Here is a 17,330-nt window from a genome sequence, read left to right on the forward strand (position 1 = left end):
TTTAATTCGGTCCCGGATCCGCCACCAGTCGCCCGGCATCCTTGGTCAAGGACTTCAGGAACTCGCTTTGCAGCTCGGGGTCGTTGCGGGTCAGTTCGATCAGGCTTTGTTCCAGTTCGCTGGCTTCTTCTTCCAGGCCCAGCTCTGACAGGCGTTTGACCCGGTGAACCCACTGGCTCACTTCGTCATCTTCCAGGTCATCGTAAATCAGGCCGTGGGCTTCGAGCAGCTTGCCGCGCAATGTGCTGCTGATGGCCAGGGTCGAGTCGGTGTGCACGTCGTCCTGAGCATCTTCGACACTGATCTGCAGTTTGCCGATATGGTTAAGGTCCTGATCGGCGAACGGGCTGTCCAGCAGGTTCAAGCGCAGCACGCCATTGCGGTCGGTGGTCAGGTCGAAGCTGTTTTTGCCTGCCTTGACCTGCACCGGGCGCTCGCTCCACGGCAGGCTTGAATAGTCCATGCGCTTGTCGCGCTGGACTTCATCGATACCCGCGAGGTTTTGCTGGGCGCGGCCATGGGATTGCACGTTCATGAACGGGTTCAGCCCGGCAAAGCCGTAGTTGATCCAGTCATGAGTCACGCTGTCCGGCAGGTTGCCAAGGGCGAAGATGTTGACCACGTTCGCGCCGACACCGGCCACCACGGCTACTGCGCCCAGCGGGATCTCATAGAGTTCCCGCCAGGGTTGGTAGGGCGTGTAGCGGTCATAGCGGCGTGTCACTTCGAACTCGGTGACTTCAAAGGTCTTCTGCTCATGGATCCGCACCCGGCGTTGAGGCAGCTCAAGCACCTTAGGGTCACCAACATCGATCTGCAGGCTGTGATCGAGCAATTTGCGCTCGATACGCTCCTCGTGTTCGCTGCGTTGCGACATGTGATTGGCGCAGCCGCTCAGCAGCAGGGTGCCGCACAAGGCGGCGCCTCCGAGGTTTAAGGTGTTTCGCTTGAACATGACGTCTCTATCTGGTGTCAGCGGCGGATACGGGCCTGGAGGAAAGGCAGTACGTCAGCAACCGGCAGCGCTTGCGCTTCGGCTTCGGTACGGCTCTTGTATTCCAGATTGCCTTCGGCGAGGCCGCGGTCACTGACCACGATCCGGTGAGGAATACCGATCAGCTCCATGTCCGCGAACTTGATGCCCGGGCTGGTTTTCTTGTCGCGGTCGTCCAGCAGCACTTCGAAGCCGGCCGCAGTCAGTTCTGCGTACAGCGTGTCGGTGGCTTCGCGAACTTGCTCGTTATCGTAGCGCAGCGGTACCAGGGCAATCTGGAATGGTGCGAGGGTGTCGCTCCAGATGATGCCTTTGTCGTCGTTGTTCTGCTCGATGGCCGCAGCCACCACGCGGGACACGCCGATGCCGTAGCAGCCCATTTCCAGGGTGACTGGCTTGCCGTTTTCGCCCAGCACTTCGCACTTCATCGCTTTGCTGTATTTGTTGCCCAGCTGGAAGATATGCCCGACTTCGATGCCGCGCTTGATTTCCAGGGTGCCTTTGCCGTCCGGGCTCGGGTCGCCAGAAACGACGTTACGCAGGTCGGCCACGGTCGGAACCGGCAGATCGCGCTCCCAGTTGACGCCGAAGTAGTGTTTGTCATCGATGTTGGCACCGATGCCGAAGTCGCTCATCAGCTCGACCGAACGGTCGATGATGATCGGCAGTGGCAGGTTCAACGGGCCAAGGGAACCGGCGCCGGCGCCAATGGCGTCGCGCAGTTCGGCATCGGAAGCCATGACCAGCGGGCTGGCAACGCCTGGCTGGTTGGCGGCTTTGATTTCGTTGAGTTCGTGGTCGCCACGAATGACCAGCGCGATCAACTTGCCCGCTTCTTCAGCGTGCACCACCAGGGTCTTGATGGTTTTTTCGATCGGCAGGTTGAAGCCTTCCACCAGTTGAGCGATGGTTTTGGCGTTCGGGGTGTCGATCAGGCGCAGTGCTTCGGTCGGTGCGGCGCGCGAGGTTTCACGCGGCACGGCTTCGGCTTTTTCGATGTTTGCCGCGTAGTCGGAGCCGTTGCTGAAGACGATATCGTCTTCGCCGGACTCGGCCAGCACGTGGAACTCGTGAGAGCCGGCACCGCCGATGGAGCCGTTGTCGGCTTCAACAGGGCGGAATTTCAGGCCCAGGCGGGTGAACACGTTGCAATACGCCTGGTGCATGCGGTCATAGGTGACCTGCAACGATGGCTGATCGGCGTGGAAGGAGTAGGCGTCCTTCATGATGAACTCGCGACCGCGCATCAAGCCGAAGCGCGGGCGGATTTCATCGCGGAATTTGGTCTGGATCTGGTACAGGTTGATCGGCAGCTGTTTGTAGCTGCTCAATTCGTTGCGCATCAGGTCGGTGATCACTTCTTCGTGAGTCGGGCCGGCGCAGAAGTCGCGACCATGGCGATCCTTGAAGCGCAGCAACTCGGGACCGTACTCTTCCCAGCGACCGGATTCCTGCCACAGCTCAGCCGGTTGGGTGCTCGGCATCAACACTTCGAGAGAGCCGGCGGCGTTCATTTCTTCGCGAACGACGGCTTCAACCTTGCGCATGACCCGCAGGCCCATCGGCAGCCAGGTGTACAGGCCCGAAGCAAGTTTACGAATCATGCCGGCGCGCAGCATCAGCTGATGGCTGATCACGACCGCATCGGATGGCGTTTCTTTCTGTGTGGCGAGCAAATATTGACTGGTGCGCATGGTAGGCCGTTGTCGGTTGCTGATGACGAGAAATGACGGAGCATTGTACGGGCGAGATCCGCTGGCGTACAGGTTTGCGGCCGGCTGCGAGGGGGAGGGCGGGAAAGCTCCCGCATCCTCCGATGTTTGCGGCTATTTTTCTGCGACCTGTGTCGCTACGGGCTCTGGCGTGGGCGTCGGACCTTCGCGACGACTTTCCTGGAACCAGTGCAGGGCGATCAGCAGCAGGGTCGGTACGCCGAGCAGTGCGGTGATGATGAAAAAGTCGTGATAGCCGAATTTCTCCACCATGACCCCTGAGTAGCCGCCAATCAGGCGCGGCAACAGCAGCATGATCGAACTGAGCAGGGCGTATTGGGTGGCGGAGAACTTGAGGTTGGTCAGGCTCGACAGGTAGGCGACAAACGCCGAGGTGGCCATGCCGGAACTGAAGTTGTCCAGCGAGATGGTAACAATCAACATCTCAAGGTTGGCGCCCATGTCGGCGAGCATTACGAACAACAGGTTGGTGCCCGCTGATGCTATGCCGCCTATCAGCAGAATCGGCAGAATGCCGAAGCGCACGATCAGCAGGCCGCCCATGCCGGCGCCGACCAGGGTCATGATCAGGCCGAAGATCTTGCTGACGCCGGCGATTTGATCTTTGGTGAAACCCAGGTCGATGTAGAACACGTTGGCCATCACACCCATGACCGTATCGGACATCCGATAAGTGGCGATCAGCCCGAGCAGCAGGAAGGCCTGCCAGCGGTAACGCAGAATGAAGTCGTTGACTGGTGTCAGCACAGGTGCCAGGCCGCGCCGGCCGATGGTCGACAGGCAGAAGGCGGTCAGGGTGATGTAGAGGATGGCGCGCAGGAAGGCGCGGTCTTCAAGCAGCAGGTCGAGCACGCTCTGGCCTTCGAACAGCACGCTGGCGAAGTCGGTGTTGTAGAGCTGGGTAAACATTGCGGGGACGGAAACCAGCAACGTGATCAAGACGAATACCGACGCCAGTTGATGCACAAAACTGTAGCGACCGGCCGAGAGCTGTGTGCGCAGCGGGACCGGTGGTTCGCGCATGAACAGACTGGTCAGCAATGCCGGGACCATCAACAGTCCGAACAGGACGTAAGTGCCGGTCCAGGCCGAATGCTTGTAGTTGAACCCGGTGGAGCCGAAACCTTCGGCAAAGAACAGTGCGCCAGCCGTCGCCAGAAGCGCAGCGACCCGATAGCCGGACATGTAGCTGGCGGCCAGTGCGGCCTGACGTGTGTCGTCGGCAATTTCCAGGCGATAGGCATCGACCGCAATGTCCTGAGTGGCCGAGGCGAAGGCCACCACGACCGCAATCGCGATCAGCCAGGACAGGTGTTTTTGTGGGTCGCAGAAGCCCATGCCGATCAGGCCGAGGATCACCAGTATCTGTGACAGGACCAGCCAGGAGCGGCGTCGACCAAGCTTGCCGAGCAATGGCAGGCGCCATTGGTCGAGCAGCGGTGACCACACCCACTTAAAGGCATAGGCCAGGCCGATCAGGCTTGCATAGCCGATGGTTTCACGCGCCACGCCGGCCTCGCGCAACCAGACCGACAGCGTTGAAAACACCAGCATGTAAGGCAGGCCTGCGGCGAAACCCAGCAGTAGCAGCACGAGCGTCGAGGGGCTGGCATAGGCGGCGAGCGCGGCGCGCCAGGTTTTACGGGGCATGGGCTGGAGTCTGCCTCAAAATTGCGAAAACAAAGCGCGCACTCTAACCGCTGTGCTCTACCGGACGCCAGCCATGGCGCTGAATATCAACACGATTGTTCAGGATACTGATGCCTTCCATTCGCAATCGCGCCCGTTGTTCGTCACCCGAGGCGCTGCCCGCTGGCAGGCTGATTCGCCCGCCCGCCCCGAGCACCCGGTGCCAGGGGAGTGTGGTGTCGCCGGGCAGTTGGCTCAGGGTGCGCCCGACCCAGCGCGCCGCTCGGCCCAGGCCGGCGAGTTCGGCGAGCTGGCCGTAACTCACCACTTTGCCTTCCGGCACTTGGGCCAGGGTCAGATAAAGCGCGGTGCGGCGCATCTCTGCCGGGCTTTGCGGTTCGTGGGGCGGGTCCATCACGTCGGCGCTTCCTGAAAGAGTGTGTGTAGCCATCTATAAGGTAAACCCTGCGCGAGTGAATGAGAAATGAACTCAACACAAAACCATGGGTCAGTCCTTGCTAAGGCGTTTCCCATAGGGATAATGCCGCCTTTTTTCCGCGAAATTGAGCCTTGCCCTTGCTTATGTTGTCCAGAACCCTGCTGTGCCTCGCTGTCGTCAGTGCCTCCACCTCTGTGTTTGCCGATACCGTCTGGTTGAAAAATGGTGATCGCCTGAGTGGCAAAATCAAGGTTTTCGACGGCGGAAAACTGTTGATTCAGACCGCGTATGCGGGCGCCATTCCGATCGACTGGAAAGAGGTCAAAACGCTGGAGAGCGATCAGGAGTTGTTGGTCAAGCAGGATGCCTACACGGGTGAGAAGGCCAAGTCACTGCATGCCGCCGATGACGGCAAGGTCACCCTGGCTAACGGCGAGGCGCCGAAGACCGTGGAGTTGGCGAGCATTCAGCAAATTCTCAAGCCCAAGCCTGTACTTGAAGATCTGGTGTGGAAAGGCAATGTCGATGTTGCGCTGGACTACAAGCGGGCGGAAAAGGACACCGATGACTACGACATCGATTTCAAAACCTCGGCGCGCCATGGCAAGTGGCGGCACACGGCAGAGGGTGAGTACAACCGCGAGTTCCAGGACGATGTGGTGACCACTGACAACTGGCGTGCGGAATATGCGCTCGATCGTTTCATTACCGACAAATGGTTCTGGCAGGGGCGCTTGACCTATAAGCGTGACAAGGTCGAGGAGCTTTCCCGTCAGCGTACCGTAGGCACCGGTCCCGGTTATCAGTTCTGGGATGATGAGCTGGGCGCGTTTTCCCTCGGTTCGTTGCTGAACCGAACTGACTATGAGTACAAGGATGGCGGCAAGGACAACTTCTATTCCCTGGCGATGAAGTGGGACTACAACCGTTACCTCATCGGCAAGACCGTAGAGCTGTTCAGTAACGGCGAGTTTGGCAAGCCGTTGTCGGGTGTGGCGGATTATGCTGTCGATGCCGAGGTGGGCTTGCGTTACAAGGTCACCGAATGGGCTTCGCTTAATCTCAAGGCCGAGAGGGATATCATCAGCGGCACTGAAGACAGTGACCTGAGCAAGACCCGTTATACCGCAGGGTTTGGTGTGACCTGGTAAGTCTGTAGCCCTTGATTTGATCGCGGGCGGGTGTGCTGCCCCTCGCGATGTTCAGGCGTTGCCCGGCAGTGGGGTAAAAACACACGGGCATAAAAAAACCCCGCTTTTAAGGGCGGGGTTTTTTACTGGATCAGTACAAGTTAGATAACTTGAACTTCCTCAGCTTGCATGCCTTTCTGACCGCGGGTAGCGATGAAAGAAACCTGTTGGCCTTCTTTCAGGCTTTTGAAGCCGTCGGATTGGATAGCTTTGAAGTGAACGAACAGGTCGTCACCGGATTGTGGAGTGATGAAGCCGAAGCCTTTTTCATCGTTGAACCACTTAACGGTACCGGTTTGGCGATTAGACATGGTGTAACTCCTTGAACAAAGATAACTGCGACTCAGGAAGAACCCTGGCCGAGACTGAGTGCAAAGAGCAGGAAAAATTCTTGTAGATGGTTGGATCGAAATTCAACATATCGTGTAGAGATTCTCAGTGACACAAGCAGCACAGTGGCGCCACCTTAACCCTTTTTCAGGAACGTGCCAATGGTCTTTGCGAAGGTTTCTCTGTTTTCATGACTGACGGTGAGGTCTATAGCGGCAAAGCCCCGGAAATCGTGAGGGGCGGACGAGAATTGTGCCGTGGACTTTGAACCGGCGGCGCGCCCCGGTAAGATGCCGGACAGATTTTTTCCACCTCGCTATTCAGGACACCCGCCATGAGCATCAAATCGGACAAGTGGATTCGCCGCATGGCGCAAGAGCACGGCATGATCGAGCCCTTCGTAGAGCGCCAGATGCGTGGCGAAGGCACCGACCGGCTGATTTCCTTCGGTGTGTCGAGCTATGGCTATGACGTGCGTTGCGCCGATGAATTCAAGGTGTTCACCAACATCAACTCGGCAACCGTCGATCCGAAAAACTTCGATGAAAAAAGCTTCGTCGACGTTAAAAGCGATGTGTGCATCATTCCGCCGAACTCCTTCGCGCTGGCCCGTACCGTCGAGTTCTTCCGCATTCCGCGTAACGTGCTGACGATCTGCCTGGGCAAAAGCACCTACGCCCGCTGCGGGATCATCGTTAACGTCACGCCGCTGGAACCCGAGTGGGAAGGTCATGTGACGCTGGAGTTCTCCAACACCACCACGCTGCCGGCCAAGATCTACGCCAACGAAGGCGTCGCTCAGATGCTGTTCTTCGAGTCGGATGAAGAGTGCGAAGTGTCCTACAAGGACCGTGGCGGCAAGTATCAGGGCCAGCGCGGCGTGACCCTGCCGCGTACCTGAGTCAGCCGTCTGACGAAGCGTTGGAATTCCTGGACGAGCGTACACTCTATTGAGTGTACTGCTCCGATTCGCGCAAGGCGGGTCGGGCCATCGCCCAGGAGTGTTTCATGAAGATCGATCCGCGAATAAGTGCCGAACTGGCAAGGCTTGAGCCCAATCAAGTGGGCATGCTGGCCTGGTCATTGCTGGCGTATCCGTCTGTCATTCTGGCGGGCGGGATCCCCGGTCAACCTGACCCCGATACCCCGAACGAGCAGCCTGCCGAGCCCGGCGAACCCACCTTGCCGGATGAGCCGCCACCTGCGCCGATTGCCTGATTTCCCGTATCCGGTAGGAGCGAGGGTTACTTCAGGTTGCCGCTGAGGAACTGTTGCAACCGTTCGCTCTTGGGATTGCCCAGCACGTCTTCAGGCGCCCCTTCTTCCTCCACCAGGCCCTGGTGCAGGAACAGCACCTGATTGGAGACTTTGCGGGCGAAGCTCATTTCGTGGGTGACCATGATCATGGTCCGTCCTTCCTCGGCCAGCCCCTGAATCACCTTGAGCACTTCACCGACCAGTTCCGGGTCCAGCGCCGAGGTCGGTTCGTCGAACAGCATGACTTCCGGCTCCATCGCCAGTGCGCGAGCAATGGCCACACGCTGTTGCTGGCCGCCCGAGAGAAACGCCGGGTATTGATCGGCGACCCGTGCCGCCAGTCCGACTTTGTCCAGATAGCGTCGCGCCCGGTCTTCGGCGTCCTTTTTGCTGCATCCCAGTACCCGGCGCGGGGCCATGGTGATGTTTTCCAGCACCGTCATGTGGCTCCACAGGTTGAAGTGCTGGAACACCATTGCCAGCCGGGTACGGATGCGCTGCAGTTCAGCGTCGTCGGCCACCCGCATGCCGTGGTGGTCCTTGATCATGCGGATCTCTTTGCCGTCCAGGCTCATGGCGCCGTCGTTGGGTTGCTCCAGAAAGTTGATGCAGCGCAAAAAGGTACTTTTGCCTGAACCGCTGGCGCCGATCAGGCTGATCACGTCGCCGGTCTTGGCTTTGAGCGAAACACCCTTGAGCACTTCATGATTGCCATAGCATTTATGCAGGCCTTCGATGGTCAATTTGTACATGGGGCATGCATCCTCAAGGCGAAAGTAGATAGCCGGTGCGATAGGCTTCGGTGCCCGCGACATGGGCGATAACCATGCCCGCGGTGGCCATGCGGCGTGTCGAACGGGCGTACAGCAGCCCGGCATTGGTGCAATGGACCGGCGTGACACGGTCGTTGATCGGGTCAATGATTTCGGCGATCAGTTGTCCCGCTTCCAGGTATTCCCCCGGCAATACGCAGTACACCAGCAACCCGCCGACGGGTGTTGCCACCGGCTCGACGGCGGCCAGCGGTGTGGCGGGGTAAGGCAGCTCGGGCAAGGCCGGGGCCCGGCCTTCGATGACGCCGGCGTGAGCCAGGTAGTCGATCAAGGCCTGGCAGTCGAGGCTTGCCAGTGGATGGTTGACATCGCCCTGGCCGCGCAACTCGATGGTCACCGAGAAACTGCCCGGTGGAATCTCGAAACGCTCACCGAAGCGTTGCTGCAATTGCCACCAGACCAGCGTGAAGCACTCGTCGAACGACTGGCCGCCCGAGTCGGTCGCCAGCAAGCTGGCTTCGGCGCCGAGGTAACGCGCCAGCGGTTCGACCTGTGGCCAGGCTTCAGGTGTGGTGTACAGGTGCGCCACCGCCTCGAAATCGCAATGCAGGTCCAGCACCATGTCGGCGTCGCAGGCCAGCTGTTGCAGGATCAGGCGCTGGGATTGCAGTTGGGTGCTGGCGGTCTGGCGTGCCAGCGCAGCGCGCAGGCTGCCACGGATCAGCTCAAGGTTGTGCTGCGGGTCATCGCTGAGCAGCCCTTCGATGTGGTTGCCGACTTCTTCGCTCAGGTCGACGAACCAGCGATTGAAGTTCTGGCCGCTTTCCAGCTCATAGCGGCCAAGTGGCACGTCCATCACGACCTGTTCGAGGCCGATAGGGTTGGCGACCGGTACCAGCACGACTTCCCTGAGCAGGCGGCCGGTGGCTTCCAGCTCGGCCAGCCGCAACTTGAGGTGCCAGGCCACCAGCATGCCGGGCAATTCATCGGCGTGCAGCGAGGACTGGATGTAGACCTTGCCTTTGGCCTGGCTGGGGCCGAAGTGAAAGCTGTGAATCTGTCGTGCTGTGCCCGGCAGCGGGGCAAGCAGCTCATGGATCTGGTGGCGCATGCTTTGTTTCCTGAAGCAGAAAAGTCCTAGTGAGTCGGTCCGAGGAACGCCAGCCATCGGCGTTCAGCGAGGCGGAACAGGCCAACCAGCGCGAAGGTGACCGTCAGGTAAATCAACGCAGCAATGCCGAACGACTGGAAGGTCAGGAAGGTTGCCGAGTTGGCGTCCCGTGCGACTTTCAGGATGTCGGGGATGGTCGCGGTGAACGCCACGGTGGTCGAGTGCAGCATCAGGATCACTTCGTTGCTGTAGTAGGGCAGCGAACGACGCAGGGCTGACGGCATGATCACGTAGGCATAGAGCTTCCAGCCTGTGAGGCCGTAGGCTTTTGCCGCTTCGACTTCACCGTGGGCCATGCTGCGGATCGCCCCGGCGAAAATCTCCGTGGTGTAGGCGCAGGTGTTCAGGGCAAAGGCCAGAATGGTGCAGTTCATCGCATCGCGAAAGAACGCATCGAGCACCGGTTGCGCACGAACGGCTGCCAGGCTGTAGATCCCGGTGTAGCAGATCAGTAGCTGGATATACAGCGGCGTGCCGCGAAACAGGTAGGTGTAGAACTGCACTGGCCAACGCACGTAAAGCTTGGGCGAAACCCGGGCGATGGACAGCGGGATCGACACCAGAAAGCCGATGAAGATCGAGGCGCTGAGCAGCCACATGGTCATCGCCAGGCCGGTGATGTGGTAGCCGTCGCTGTAAAGGAAGGGTTTCCAGTATTCCTGCAGTAACTCAATCATCGTACGGCCTCCCGGGCACCGGCGGCATAACGGCGTTCAAGCCTGCGCAGGACAAAGTTTGAAGCACTGGTGATCAGCAGGTAGATCAGCGCGGCCAGCACCAGGAAGTAGAACAGTTGATAGGTGCTTTTACCGGCGTCCTGCGCAGCCTTGACCAGATCGGCCAGGCCGATGATCGACACCAGCGCGGTGGCCTTGAGCATCACCATCCAGTTGTTACCGATGCCCGGCAGGGCAAAACGCATCATTTGCGGGAACACCACGAAGCGAAACCGCTGGCCGCGCTTGAGGCCGTAGGCCGTGGCGGCTTCGACCTGGCCCCGTGGCACGGCAAGGATCGCTCCGCGGAACGTTTCGGTGAAGTACGCGCCATAGATGAAGCCCAGGGTGATGACCCCGGCGCTGAACGGGTTGATTTCGATGTAGTCCCATTCCATGAAATTGGTGAAGGACGTCAGCCAGGTTTGCAGGCTGTAGAAAATCAGCAGCATCAACACCAGGTCAGGTACGCCACGAATCAGCGTGGTGTAGAACTGGGCCGGCACCCGCAGCAGTCTGGCGCTGGAGAGTTTGGCACTGGCGCCGAGCAGGCCGAGCAATACGGCCACCAAGAGCGACAACACCGACAATTTGATGGTCATCCAGGTGCCTTGCATCAGCAGCGGGCCAAAGCCCTTCAAGCTGAAAGCGGAGAGCCCCAGGTTTTGTAAGAGATCTTCGAACATAAAATCAGCGACCTGATAGCGTAAAAAAAGCGCCCATCACGAGGATGGGCGCCGGGCGTTACTTACCGCTGTACAGATTCAGATCACCGAAGTGTTTCTTTTGAATGGTGGCGTAGGTGCCATCGTCGTGTAACGCTTTGATACCTTTATCCAGAAGGGCCTTGAGCTCTTTGTTACCTTTCGAGATACCGACAGCCGTTTTGGCCGGCAGCAACGGATCGTCAACCGGCTTGCTGACTTCGTAATCAGCGCCTTGTGGCGACTTCAAAAAGCCCAGTTCGGCTTGCAGCATGTCCTGGATCGAGGCGTCCAGGCGACCGGAGGTCAGGTCTGCGTAAACCTGGTCCTGGTTGGCGTAGGCCTGGGTGGTCACGCCGGCCTTGTCCAGAATGGCCTTGGCGTAGGCTTCCTGGATGGTGCCTTGCTCGTAGCCGACTTTTTTACCTTTGAGCGACGCCAGGTCAGTGCTCAGGCCGGAACCTTTCTTGAACACCAGCGACGTTGGGCCGGAGAACAGCTCGCTGGAGAAGTCGATGACCTTCTCGCGGGCCGGGGTGACGGTCATGGATGAGATCACGCCGTCGAATTTATTGGCCTTGAGGCCCGGAATCATGCCGTCGAAATCGCTTTCGACCCACTTGCACTTGACCTTCAGCTCGGCGCAGATGGCATTGCCCAGGTCGATATCGAAGCCTACCAGGCTGCCGTCGGCGGCTTTGGACTCGAAGGGTGCGTAGGAAGGGTCAACGCCAAATCGCAGTTCTTTGTATTCCTTGGCCGTGGCTACACCTGCGGCCATGCACAACGCCAGTGCAGAAAGGGTCAGCAATGCTTTTTTCATTATTCAATCCCTAAGAACCAATATGAGCGCTTGTGGCGCAGAAGTATTGTTACTGGAAAGCGTAAGACTTAATGAAAGTAGCAATTTCCGAACCAGAGTCCCGAACAGGCGTTTTAAAAGATGATACAAGAAGCGTCTTGGGGCGATTCGTGCCCGAAAATGGGCGCTTTGAGTTTGTTGCACCAGCGCGGAGCAAGTCGGAGTGAGAGGGCGTGATTCGACGGGAGGCTGGACGATTCCCCAAATCAGCCACCGCGCTCCTTGAGAGCGAGCGCAGTGGCAGGTTTGCGGCGGTAATGCAGCTGATGAGGCGTAACGGAGGTGTTACTTGCCTGGCACCAGGGTCAGACGCGTCTTGCCGTAGACCTTGTCGAAGTTCTGCGGCTGCATCGGCAGGCTCTGGTACTGGCCTTTGAGCCATGGCTCGATGCCGTTGAGGTAGTTCGGGCTGGCCGGATTACCCGATTGGCCGGTACCGTTCTGGCCCATCAGCGGTTCGGCCTGGCCGAAGTCGACAATAAAGCGCATGGCAGGCACCAATGTGGTGCTGAAGTCCTTGCCCCAGGTGTAGGCGGCGGTGTTCAGCGTGGTGTGATCGCCGCCCGCGGCCATCGGCCCGCGAACAGTCTGGCCGCTGCTGTTCTTCCATTCGTAGTGGTGCAGTTTGCCCCACTGCCAGGCCTTGTGATCGGTGCCCATCTGGCTTTCGCCAGCGGCGATGGCGGCTGCCAGGCTGCGGGCGAGAATGGCCGGTTTGTCTTCCTTCTGCGGGGTGCGCACGTCATCCCAGAACGGACTGTCTTCACGCCCCAGCAAGTGGTCGGCCTGAGCCGGGTACGACAACGTGCCGTTGGCGAGGAAGGCTTTCCAGGCCGGGCTGGACTCGGGGCCCAGTTCGTCGAGGAACATCTGTTTCATGCTTTCTTGCAGGAACAACCCGTAGATCGCCGCGTCAGCCGAGGTCGGGCTGAGCTTGCCGTCGAACGCCATCAAACGGCTGAACGCCTCGCGTGCCTTGGCCGCATCCGCAGCGGGCAGGGCGTCGATGGCTTTTTTCAGCGGCTGGGACATGCCCGGGGCCTCGAACATTTTCTTTAGTTTGGCGGCGAACGTCGTGGTCTGGTCGTACTGCATGGCGATCAGGCTGCGGCTATCGTGCTTGCCGGCGCCGGCCAGTTCGGCCATCCGCTCGCCACGCTCCGGTGCCGCCCAGGAGTTGGACAGTTGCATGCCATAACCATGGGGGATGACCCGCTGGTTGGCGGTGCCGAGCCAGCCCTGCGCCGGGTCCTGGTCGTACGGGTGGAGCATCGGGTCGGCGTAACCGTCCCAATCGTAACGGCCTTCCCAGCCCGGCGATGGCAACAAGCCTTCGCCTTCACGGCGATTGGGGAAACGCCCGGTGACTTGCCAGCCGATGTTGCTGGCGTCGGCGAACACCATGTTCAGGGCGATGGCGCGGATCTCGCGGCTGGCGTCGGAGGCTTTCTCGACATTCTGCGCACGCGACAGGTCAAAGAATGCGTCCAGGCTCTTGTCATCGCTGAAGCCCGGTTGCTGCAAGGCCAGACCGAAACCGTTGGCCAGTGCCAGGGCCTTGGGCGCTGTTGAGCAACGGGCCGTGGCGGGTTTCGTACACGGCTTCGCGAATCGGCCGCTGGCCTTTGACGAAGTAGGTTTCGTTACGAACGATTGCCGGTTGCCATTTGCCGCCGACCTCATAGGTCAGGCCATTGCCCTGGCGTTTGATTTTTTCCAGGAACAGGTCCTGGTTGTCGCCCAGAACGGCGGTCATGCTCCACGCCACTTTGCCGTTGAAGCCGCTCAGGACCATCGGCAGCCCGGCGATCGAGACACCGGCCGCCTGGTATTTCGGTGCACGGATCTGCACGTAACTCCACAGCGACGGCACGCCGATCGGCATCTGGCTGGTGCTGGCCAACAGGCTTTTGCCGCTGCGGCTGCGCTGCGGGGCGATGGCCCAGTTGGTCGACGAGGTGGCACCCAGCAGGTTGAGTCGCGACAGTTGATCGGTGGCGTTGGTGATTTGCGTCAGGCCCGGTACGGCACCGCTGAGCGTGAGGCCCTGCAGCTTTTGCGCTTCTGCCAGCGGCAGCTGTTCATCCGGGTAAGAAGGCGTCAGCCAGGCGAGTTTGTCGGCGCTCACGGTTTGCGCCAGCATCAACGAGGAAATCTCTTCTGGCAGGTTCGCCGACTGGCTGAAATTCAGCAGGCAGAAGATCAGCGCCGAGTCTTCCGGTTTCCAGTATTCGGGTTTGTAGCCGGTGGCGGCGAGGTCTGGCGGCAGCTTGTCGCGGTAGCGGAACAGGTAGGCGTTGACCCCGCGGGCATAGACTTCGAAGAAGCGCTTGAGGCGTGGCGACGAGGCTTTGTAGAGCTCGCCGGCGCTTTTCTTCAGGTTGACGGCGCGCATGTAACGATCTGCGTCGAGCAGGTCCGGGCCAGACATTTCGGCCAGTCGGCCCTGGGCCAGCAGGCGCAGGGTAACCATCTGCGTGATGCGGTCGCTGGCATGGACGTAGCCGAGGGTGAACAGCGCGTCGTGGAAGCTGTTGCTCTCGATCAGCGGCATGCCCATGGCATTGCGGCGAACCGAAACGTTCTGCGCCAGGCCCTTGAGGGGCTGCACACCGGAGGTTGGCGGCAGGCTGTCTTGAGCGTTCCAGGTCTGGCAGCCGCTGAGGGCGAGAACACTGGCCACTGCTGCGGCAACGCCGAACCGGGGAATAAAAGGTGTAAGGGCTGGCGAGGCCATGGCAAAGCTCCTGCGGGGGGTAGCGTCAGTAAAGGCGCTACGTTAGTGAGCAGGAGGGGGGCGCGCAAGCGGGGGCAGAGCTTATTTCAAGGTTTGTCCGATAAATGATTGTTCCCGCGTGCAGCAAAGGAATGCAGCCCGTGATTCTGCGCGTCAGATCCAGAGCCGAATGCGGAGCGTGCGCAGAGGTATCGATGACTTGCCTGTAGGAAGAGGAGATGCTGAAGTGCTGAAAACCCAATGCCCCCCTGAATGAGACAAACACGCCATGGAACTCAAGGCTAACGCGGCGCTGATCCTGATCGATCAACAAAAAGGCATTCACCACCAAAGGCTCGGGCCGCGCAACAACCCGCAGGCCGAAGAGCGCATCGCCGACCTGCTGGCACATTGGCGCAGTACAGGGCGCCCGGTGATTCATGTACAGCACCTGTCGCGCTCACCAGACTCGGTGTTCTGGCCGCAACAGCCGGGTGTGGAGTTTCAGGAGCGTTGCCTGCCGTTGCCGGGCGAGTCTGTGGTCCAGAAACACGTACCGGATGCGTTCTGTTCGACGGGGCTGGAGGCGAGTTTGCGTGAGGCGGGGATCGATCAGTTGATCATTGTCGGCGTGGCGACCCACAACTCGGTGGAGTCTACGGCGCGCACAGCGGGGAATCTGGGGTTTGCAACGTGGGTGGTCGAGGATGCGTGCTTTACCTTCGACAAGGCTGATTTTTTCGGCAAGGCCCATTCAGCGCAGGAGGTGCATGCGATGTCATTGGGCAATTTGCAGGATGAGTACGCAACCGTCATCAGCACGGCGAAAATTCTGCAGGTCGACTGAAATCCCTGTGGGAGCGAGCTTGCTCGCGATGGTGGCCTGCCTGAGATAGTTCTATTGGATGTGCCGCCGTCATCGCGAGCAAGGGGTCTACGGTGGACACAAAAGCTGTGTACGGCGCAGATCGGCTGTGGGAACACGTCGTGCGGCTTTCCACTTGCTCGCGATGGCGATTCAACCGGCGAAAACGATGTTCGCCCGAAGCATCAAGCGCCGTGGCACTTCTTGAATTTCTTGCCGTTGCCGCATGGGCAAGGATCGTTGCGGCCGACGTCTTTCAAGGCATTGCGCACCGGCTCCTGGTGAGCGTGGCCGCAGTTCGGGCCGTGGACATGGCCATGGTCGTGATCATGGTGCTCGTGATGGTCATGATCGTGGTTGCAGTCAGGGCCATGGACATGAGGTTGCTGGGTCATTGGGGTTACTCCGGAATTAAATCGGCGGGGATTATCACGCCATTACGCGCCAGGTGCACGTAATGGGCGATGAATAATCCGGTTTCCAGCTCACCTTCCAGACGATAGGGAATCGTTTGATCCGGTTTCTTCAGTAATTTCACCAGGTCGCGCACCTGGGGCCAGAGGTTGGTGCGGATCGGCACCTTATAGCGGCCGCTGCTGTGGGGGGCGACCGTAACCCAGCGTTCGTACTCGCCATCGGCCAGCAACAGGTCACCCAGGTGGACCCGGTACTCGATACCCCGGACCGTCAGGTCGCTGTCGTTGGGGTTGTCGACGCGAAAGTGCAGCACGAATTTTTGCTCCAGCAGCTTGGCGCGAACCACTTCAACCTTGACCAAATGCACCTGCGGCTCCAGGGCGTCGTCGCTGAACCAGGACGCGCAGCCTGCGAGTCCCAGAACTATGAGCAGGCTGATAGTGCGCAGTGCACGCCATTGGCCGAGCATGAGTAACTCCCTTTGGATGCTCAGTCCAGCCGGGGCTGAACGTCACGTTAGCGGGTGACGTAACTCGAACAGCACTTCTTGAATTTCTGCCCGCTGGCACAGGGGCAGGCGTCGTTGCGTCCGGCCTTGAGTGCCACGGTCGGGTCGATGAAATACCAGTGGCCGGCGTTCTGCACGAACGACGAACACTCGCGATGGCTGTGCTCGCCGGTGCTGTCGTGCCAGCGCGCCGTGAAGGTCACGAAAGCGTGCTCCGGCTGACCGCCAAACACTTCGGAGCTTTCGACCTCAAGGCCCAGCCAGGTACTTTGCGCGCTCCAGTCGCTGATGGACTGGCGATCCAGTCCCGACTGCTGGGCGGGCAGGGTGGTGGCCACCAGATAGTCGACCAGCCCCAGCACGTAAGCGCTGTAGCGCGAGCGCATCAATGCCTCGGCGCACGGCGCCGGGTGACCGGCATGGTAATGGCCACAGCAGGCGTCGAGTGGGGTGCCGCTGCCGCACGGGCAAATGGATGTACTCATCGGGTTACCACCAGTATTTTCCGAAGTTTTCCGGATTGGCCCAGAATCGCGCATTCAGCCAGTCGGGCACTTGTTTGTAGTCAAGCAGATCGTAGGTAAATAGCGTCAGCACCTGTTCTTCGCGCTGGAAGCGCTCGCTGGCTTGCAGGGCCAGGGAGAAGAAGTCCGTCTCCAGCCAGCCGCAGGCGTGCAGGTCGGCCAGCACCGCGATGCGGCTGGCGTTGAGGTTACGAATCCCGCCCAGCAGGTTCAAGCCTTCGCGTTTGGGCAAGTGCTCGAGGCAGTCGACCACCAGCGCCAGGTCAAACCGTTGCGCCGCGAGTTCAGCCGGCAGCGGGCCGGGCGCCGCCACGTCAACGCGGGTGTGTGGGTGTGCCTGGCGGAACGCGGCCAGAGCCGGGAAGTCGCTGGCGCCAATCAGCAGCAAACGCTGCGGCGCGTAGCGATCAAGCAACGCGGCGAGGGCTTGCTGGGGTGTGCGCGAAGAAATGCCTGCGGTCATCGAAGATCCTCAATCAGAACCGCAAAGACTAGCCTGCCC

18 protein-coding genes and 1 pseudogene are annotated in these 17,330 nt (G+C 59.9%); 4 read left to right on the top strand and 15 right to left on the bottom strand.

Annotation, left to right across the window (positions count from 1 at the left end; translation table 11 throughout):
• Nucleotide 1: 1 nt before the first annotated feature.
• The 4 genes from AABM54_RS06490 to AABM54_RS06505 form a co-directional block, all read right to left on the bottom strand.
• Nucleotides 2-955 carry a hypothetical protein gene (locus AABM54_RS06490; RefSeq protein WP_347904469.1) on the bottom strand — a complete coding sequence of 318 codons (954 nt, stop codon included), beginning with the start codon at nucleotides 953-955 and terminating at the stop codon, nucleotides 2-4.
• Between the two features lie 17 nt (nucleotides 956-972).
• Nucleotides 973-2,688 carry a proline--tRNA ligase gene (locus tag AABM54_RS06495; RefSeq protein WP_347904470.1) on the bottom strand — a complete coding sequence of 572 codons (1,716 nt, stop codon included), beginning with the start codon at nucleotides 2,686-2,688 and terminating at the stop codon, nucleotides 973-975.
• A 132-nt stretch (nucleotides 2,689-2,820) separates the two neighbouring features.
• Nucleotides 2,821-4,377 carry an AmpG family muropeptide MFS transporter gene (locus tag AABM54_RS06500; RefSeq protein WP_347904471.1) on the bottom strand — a complete coding sequence of 519 codons (1,557 nt, stop codon included), beginning with the start codon at nucleotides 4,375-4,377 and terminating at the stop codon, nucleotides 2,821-2,823.
• A 43-nt stretch (nucleotides 4,378-4,420) separates the two neighbouring features.
• Nucleotides 4,421-4,771, bottom strand: a complete 351-nt coding sequence (locus AABM54_RS06505; RefSeq protein ID WP_347906143.1) for an MGMT family protein — start codon at nucleotides 4,769-4,771, stop codon at nucleotides 4,421-4,423.
• A 167-nt stretch (nucleotides 4,772-4,938) separates the two neighbouring features.
• On the opposite strand from AABM54_RS06505, the gene AABM54_RS06510 reads away from it, so the two are divergent.
• Complete coding sequence (locus AABM54_RS06510) at nucleotides 4,939-5,946, top strand: DUF481 domain-containing protein (RefSeq protein WP_347906144.1); 1,008 nt, start codon at nucleotides 4,939-4,941, stop codon at nucleotides 5,944-5,946.
• Nucleotides 5,947-6,086: 140 nt separating this feature from the next.
• Here the strand turns inward: AABM54_RS06510 and AABM54_RS06515 are convergent, their stop codons facing one another.
• Nucleotides 6,087-6,296, bottom strand: a complete 210-nt coding sequence (locus AABM54_RS06515) for a cold-shock protein (RefSeq protein WP_002554837.1) — start codon at nucleotides 6,294-6,296, stop codon at nucleotides 6,087-6,089.
• A 353-nt stretch (nucleotides 6,297-6,649) separates the two neighbouring features.
• On the opposite strand from AABM54_RS06515, the gene dcd reads away from it, so the two are divergent.
• Together dcd and AABM54_RS06525 are read left to right on the top strand one after the other, a co-directional pair.
• Nucleotides 6,650-7,216, top strand: coding sequence for a dCTP deaminase (dcd, locus tag AABM54_RS06520; RefSeq protein WP_347904472.1), 567 nt, complete (start codon nucleotides 6,650-6,652; stop codon nucleotides 7,214-7,216).
• 107 nt (nucleotides 7,217-7,323) lie between these two features.
• Nucleotides 7,324-7,533, top strand: coding sequence for a hypothetical protein (locus AABM54_RS06525; RefSeq protein ID WP_347904473.1), 210 nt, complete (start codon nucleotides 7,324-7,326; stop codon nucleotides 7,531-7,533).
• Between the two features lie 26 nt (nucleotides 7,534-7,559).
• Here the strand turns inward: AABM54_RS06525 and AABM54_RS06530 are convergent, their stop codons facing one another.
• The 6 genes and pseudogenes from AABM54_RS06530 to AABM54_RS06555 form a co-directional block, all read right to left on the bottom strand.
• Nucleotides 7,560-8,324: an ATP-binding cassette domain-containing protein gene (locus AABM54_RS06530; RefSeq protein ID WP_347904474.1), complete on the bottom strand. Its 765-nt coding sequence runs from the start codon at nucleotides 8,322-8,324 to the stop codon at nucleotides 7,560-7,562.
• A gap of 13 nt (nucleotides 8,325-8,337) precedes the next feature.
• Complete coding sequence (locus AABM54_RS06535) at nucleotides 8,338-9,456, bottom strand: succinylglutamate desuccinylase/aspartoacylase family protein (protein ID WP_347904475.1); 1,119 nt, start codon at nucleotides 9,454-9,456, stop codon at nucleotides 8,338-8,340.
• Between the two features lie 26 nt (nucleotides 9,457-9,482).
• Nucleotides 9,483-10,193 carry an ABC transporter permease gene (locus tag AABM54_RS06540; RefSeq protein ID WP_347904476.1) on the bottom strand — a complete coding sequence of 237 codons (711 nt, stop codon included), beginning with the start codon at nucleotides 10,191-10,193 and terminating at the stop codon, nucleotides 9,483-9,485.
• Complete coding sequence (locus AABM54_RS06545; RefSeq protein ID WP_347904477.1) at nucleotides 10,190-10,918, bottom strand: ABC transporter permease; 729 nt, start codon at nucleotides 10,916-10,918, stop codon at nucleotides 10,190-10,192. The genes AABM54_RS06540 and AABM54_RS06545 overlap by 4 nt, the downstream gene beginning before the upstream one ends.
• 58 nt (nucleotides 10,919-10,976) lie before the next feature.
• Complete coding sequence (locus AABM54_RS06550) at nucleotides 10,977-11,759, bottom strand: transporter substrate-binding domain-containing protein (protein WP_347904478.1); 783 nt, start codon at nucleotides 11,757-11,759, stop codon at nucleotides 10,977-10,979.
• A 324-nt stretch (nucleotides 11,760-12,083) separates the two neighbouring features.
• Nucleotides 12,084-14,535, bottom strand: a pseudogene (locus AABM54_RS06555) (penicillin acylase family protein).
• 268 nt (nucleotides 14,536-14,803) lie between these two features.
• On the opposite strand from AABM54_RS06555, the gene AABM54_RS06560 reads away from it, so the two are divergent.
• The gene (locus tag AABM54_RS06560; RefSeq protein ID WP_347904479.1) at nucleotides 14,804-15,361 is read left to right on the top strand and encodes a cysteine hydrolase family protein; all 558 of its coding nucleotides are present in this window, start codon (nucleotides 14,804-14,806) and stop codon (nucleotides 15,359-15,361) included.
• A 203-nt stretch (nucleotides 15,362-15,564) separates the two neighbouring features.
• Here AABM54_RS06560 and AABM54_RS06565 read toward each other — a convergent pair whose 3' ends face one another.
• From AABM54_RS06565 to AABM54_RS06580, 4 genes are read right to left on the bottom strand one after another with little or no spacing between them, the layout of a single operon-like run.
• Nucleotides 15,565-15,774: an SEC-C metal-binding domain-containing protein gene (locus AABM54_RS06565; RefSeq protein WP_064676164.1), complete on the bottom strand. Its 210-nt coding sequence runs from the start codon at nucleotides 15,772-15,774 to the stop codon at nucleotides 15,565-15,567.
• 5 nt (nucleotides 15,775-15,779) lie between these two features.
• Complete coding sequence (locus tag AABM54_RS06570; protein WP_347904480.1) at nucleotides 15,780-16,265, bottom strand: LEA type 2 family protein; 486 nt, start codon at nucleotides 16,263-16,265, stop codon at nucleotides 15,780-15,782.
• Nucleotides 16,266-16,312: 47 nt separating this feature from the next.
• On the bottom strand, nucleotides 16,313-16,789 hold the full coding sequence (locus AABM54_RS06575) for a YchJ family protein (RefSeq protein WP_347904481.1): 477 nt from the start codon (nucleotides 16,787-16,789) through the stop codon (nucleotides 16,313-16,315).
• A gap of 4 nt (nucleotides 16,790-16,793) precedes the next feature.
• Nucleotides 16,794-17,291: a DUF6231 family protein gene (locus AABM54_RS06580; protein WP_347904482.1), complete on the bottom strand. Its 498-nt coding sequence runs from the start codon at nucleotides 17,289-17,291 to the stop codon at nucleotides 16,794-16,796.
• Nucleotides 17,292-17,330 lie beyond the last annotated feature (39 nt).

This window comes from Pseudomonas purpurea (genome assembly GCF_039908635.1).
GTDB classification, from domain to species: Bacteria; Pseudomonadota; Gammaproteobacteria; order Pseudomonadales; family Pseudomonadaceae; genus Aquipseudomonas; species Aquipseudomonas purpurea.

Bases quoted from the DNA above. Each gene is read 5' to 3' on its own strand.
- AABM54_RS06490 (WP_347904469.1), bottom strand. From the start codon at position 955: ATGTTCAAGCGAAACACCTTAAACCTCGGAGGCGCCGCCTTGTGCGGC.
- AABM54_RS06540 (WP_347904476.1), bottom strand. From the start codon at position 10,193: ATGATTGAGTTACTGCAGGAATACTGGAAACCCTTCCTTTACAGCGAC.
- AABM54_RS06565 (WP_064676164.1), bottom strand. From the start codon at position 15,774: ATGACCCAGCAACCTCATGTCCATGGCCCTGACTGCAACCACGATCAT.
- AABM54_RS06525 (WP_347904473.1), top strand. From the start codon at position 7,324: ATGAAGATCGATCCGCGAATAAGTGCCGAACTGGCAAGGCTTGAGCCC.
- AABM54_RS06545 (WP_347904477.1), bottom strand. From the start codon at position 10,918: ATGTTCGAAGATCTCTTACAAAACCTGGGGCTCTCCGCTTTCAGCTTG.
- AABM54_RS06495 (WP_347904470.1), bottom strand. From the start codon at position 2,688: ATGCGCACCAGTCAATATTTGCTCGCCACACAGAAAGAAACGCCATCC.
- AABM54_RS06505 (WP_347906143.1), bottom strand. From the start codon at position 4,771: ATGGACCCGCCCCACGAACCGCAAAGCCCGGCAGAGATGCGCCGCACC.
- AABM54_RS06570 (WP_347904480.1), bottom strand. From the start codon at position 16,265: ATGCTCGGCCAATGGCGTGCACTGCGCACTATCAGCCTGCTCATAGTT.
- AABM54_RS06550 (WP_347904478.1), bottom strand. From the start codon at position 11,759: ATGAAAAAAGCATTGCTGACCCTTTCTGCACTGGCGTTGTGCATGGCC.
- AABM54_RS06535 (WP_347904475.1), bottom strand. From the start codon at position 9,456: ATGCGCCACCAGATCCATGAGCTGCTTGCCCCGCTGCCGGGCACAGCA.
- AABM54_RS06510 (WP_347906144.1), top strand. From the start codon at position 4,939: ATGTTGTCCAGAACCCTGCTGTGCCTCGCTGTCGTCAGTGCCTCCACC.
- AABM54_RS06580 (WP_347904482.1), bottom strand. From the start codon at position 17,291: ATGACCGCAGGCATTTCTTCGCGCACACCCCAGCAAGCCCTCGCCGCG.
- dcd (WP_347904472.1), top strand. From the start codon at position 6,650: ATGAGCATCAAATCGGACAAGTGGATTCGCCGCATGGCGCAAGAGCAC.
- AABM54_RS06515 (WP_002554837.1), bottom strand. From the start codon at position 6,296: ATGTCTAATCGCCAAACCGGTACCGTTAAGTGGTTCAACGATGAAAAA.
- AABM54_RS06560 (WP_347904479.1), top strand. From the start codon at position 14,804: ATGGAACTCAAGGCTAACGCGGCGCTGATCCTGATCGATCAACAAAAA.
- AABM54_RS06530 (WP_347904474.1), bottom strand. From the start codon at position 8,324: ATGTACAAATTGACCATCGAAGGCCTGCATAAATGCTATGGCAATCAT.
- AABM54_RS06500 (WP_347904471.1), bottom strand. From the start codon at position 4,377: ATGCCCCGTAAAACCTGGCGCGCCGCGCTCGCCGCCTATGCCAGCCCC.
- AABM54_RS06575 (WP_347904481.1), bottom strand. From the start codon at position 16,789: ATGAGTACATCCATTTGCCCGTGCGGCAGCGGCACCCCACTCGACGCC.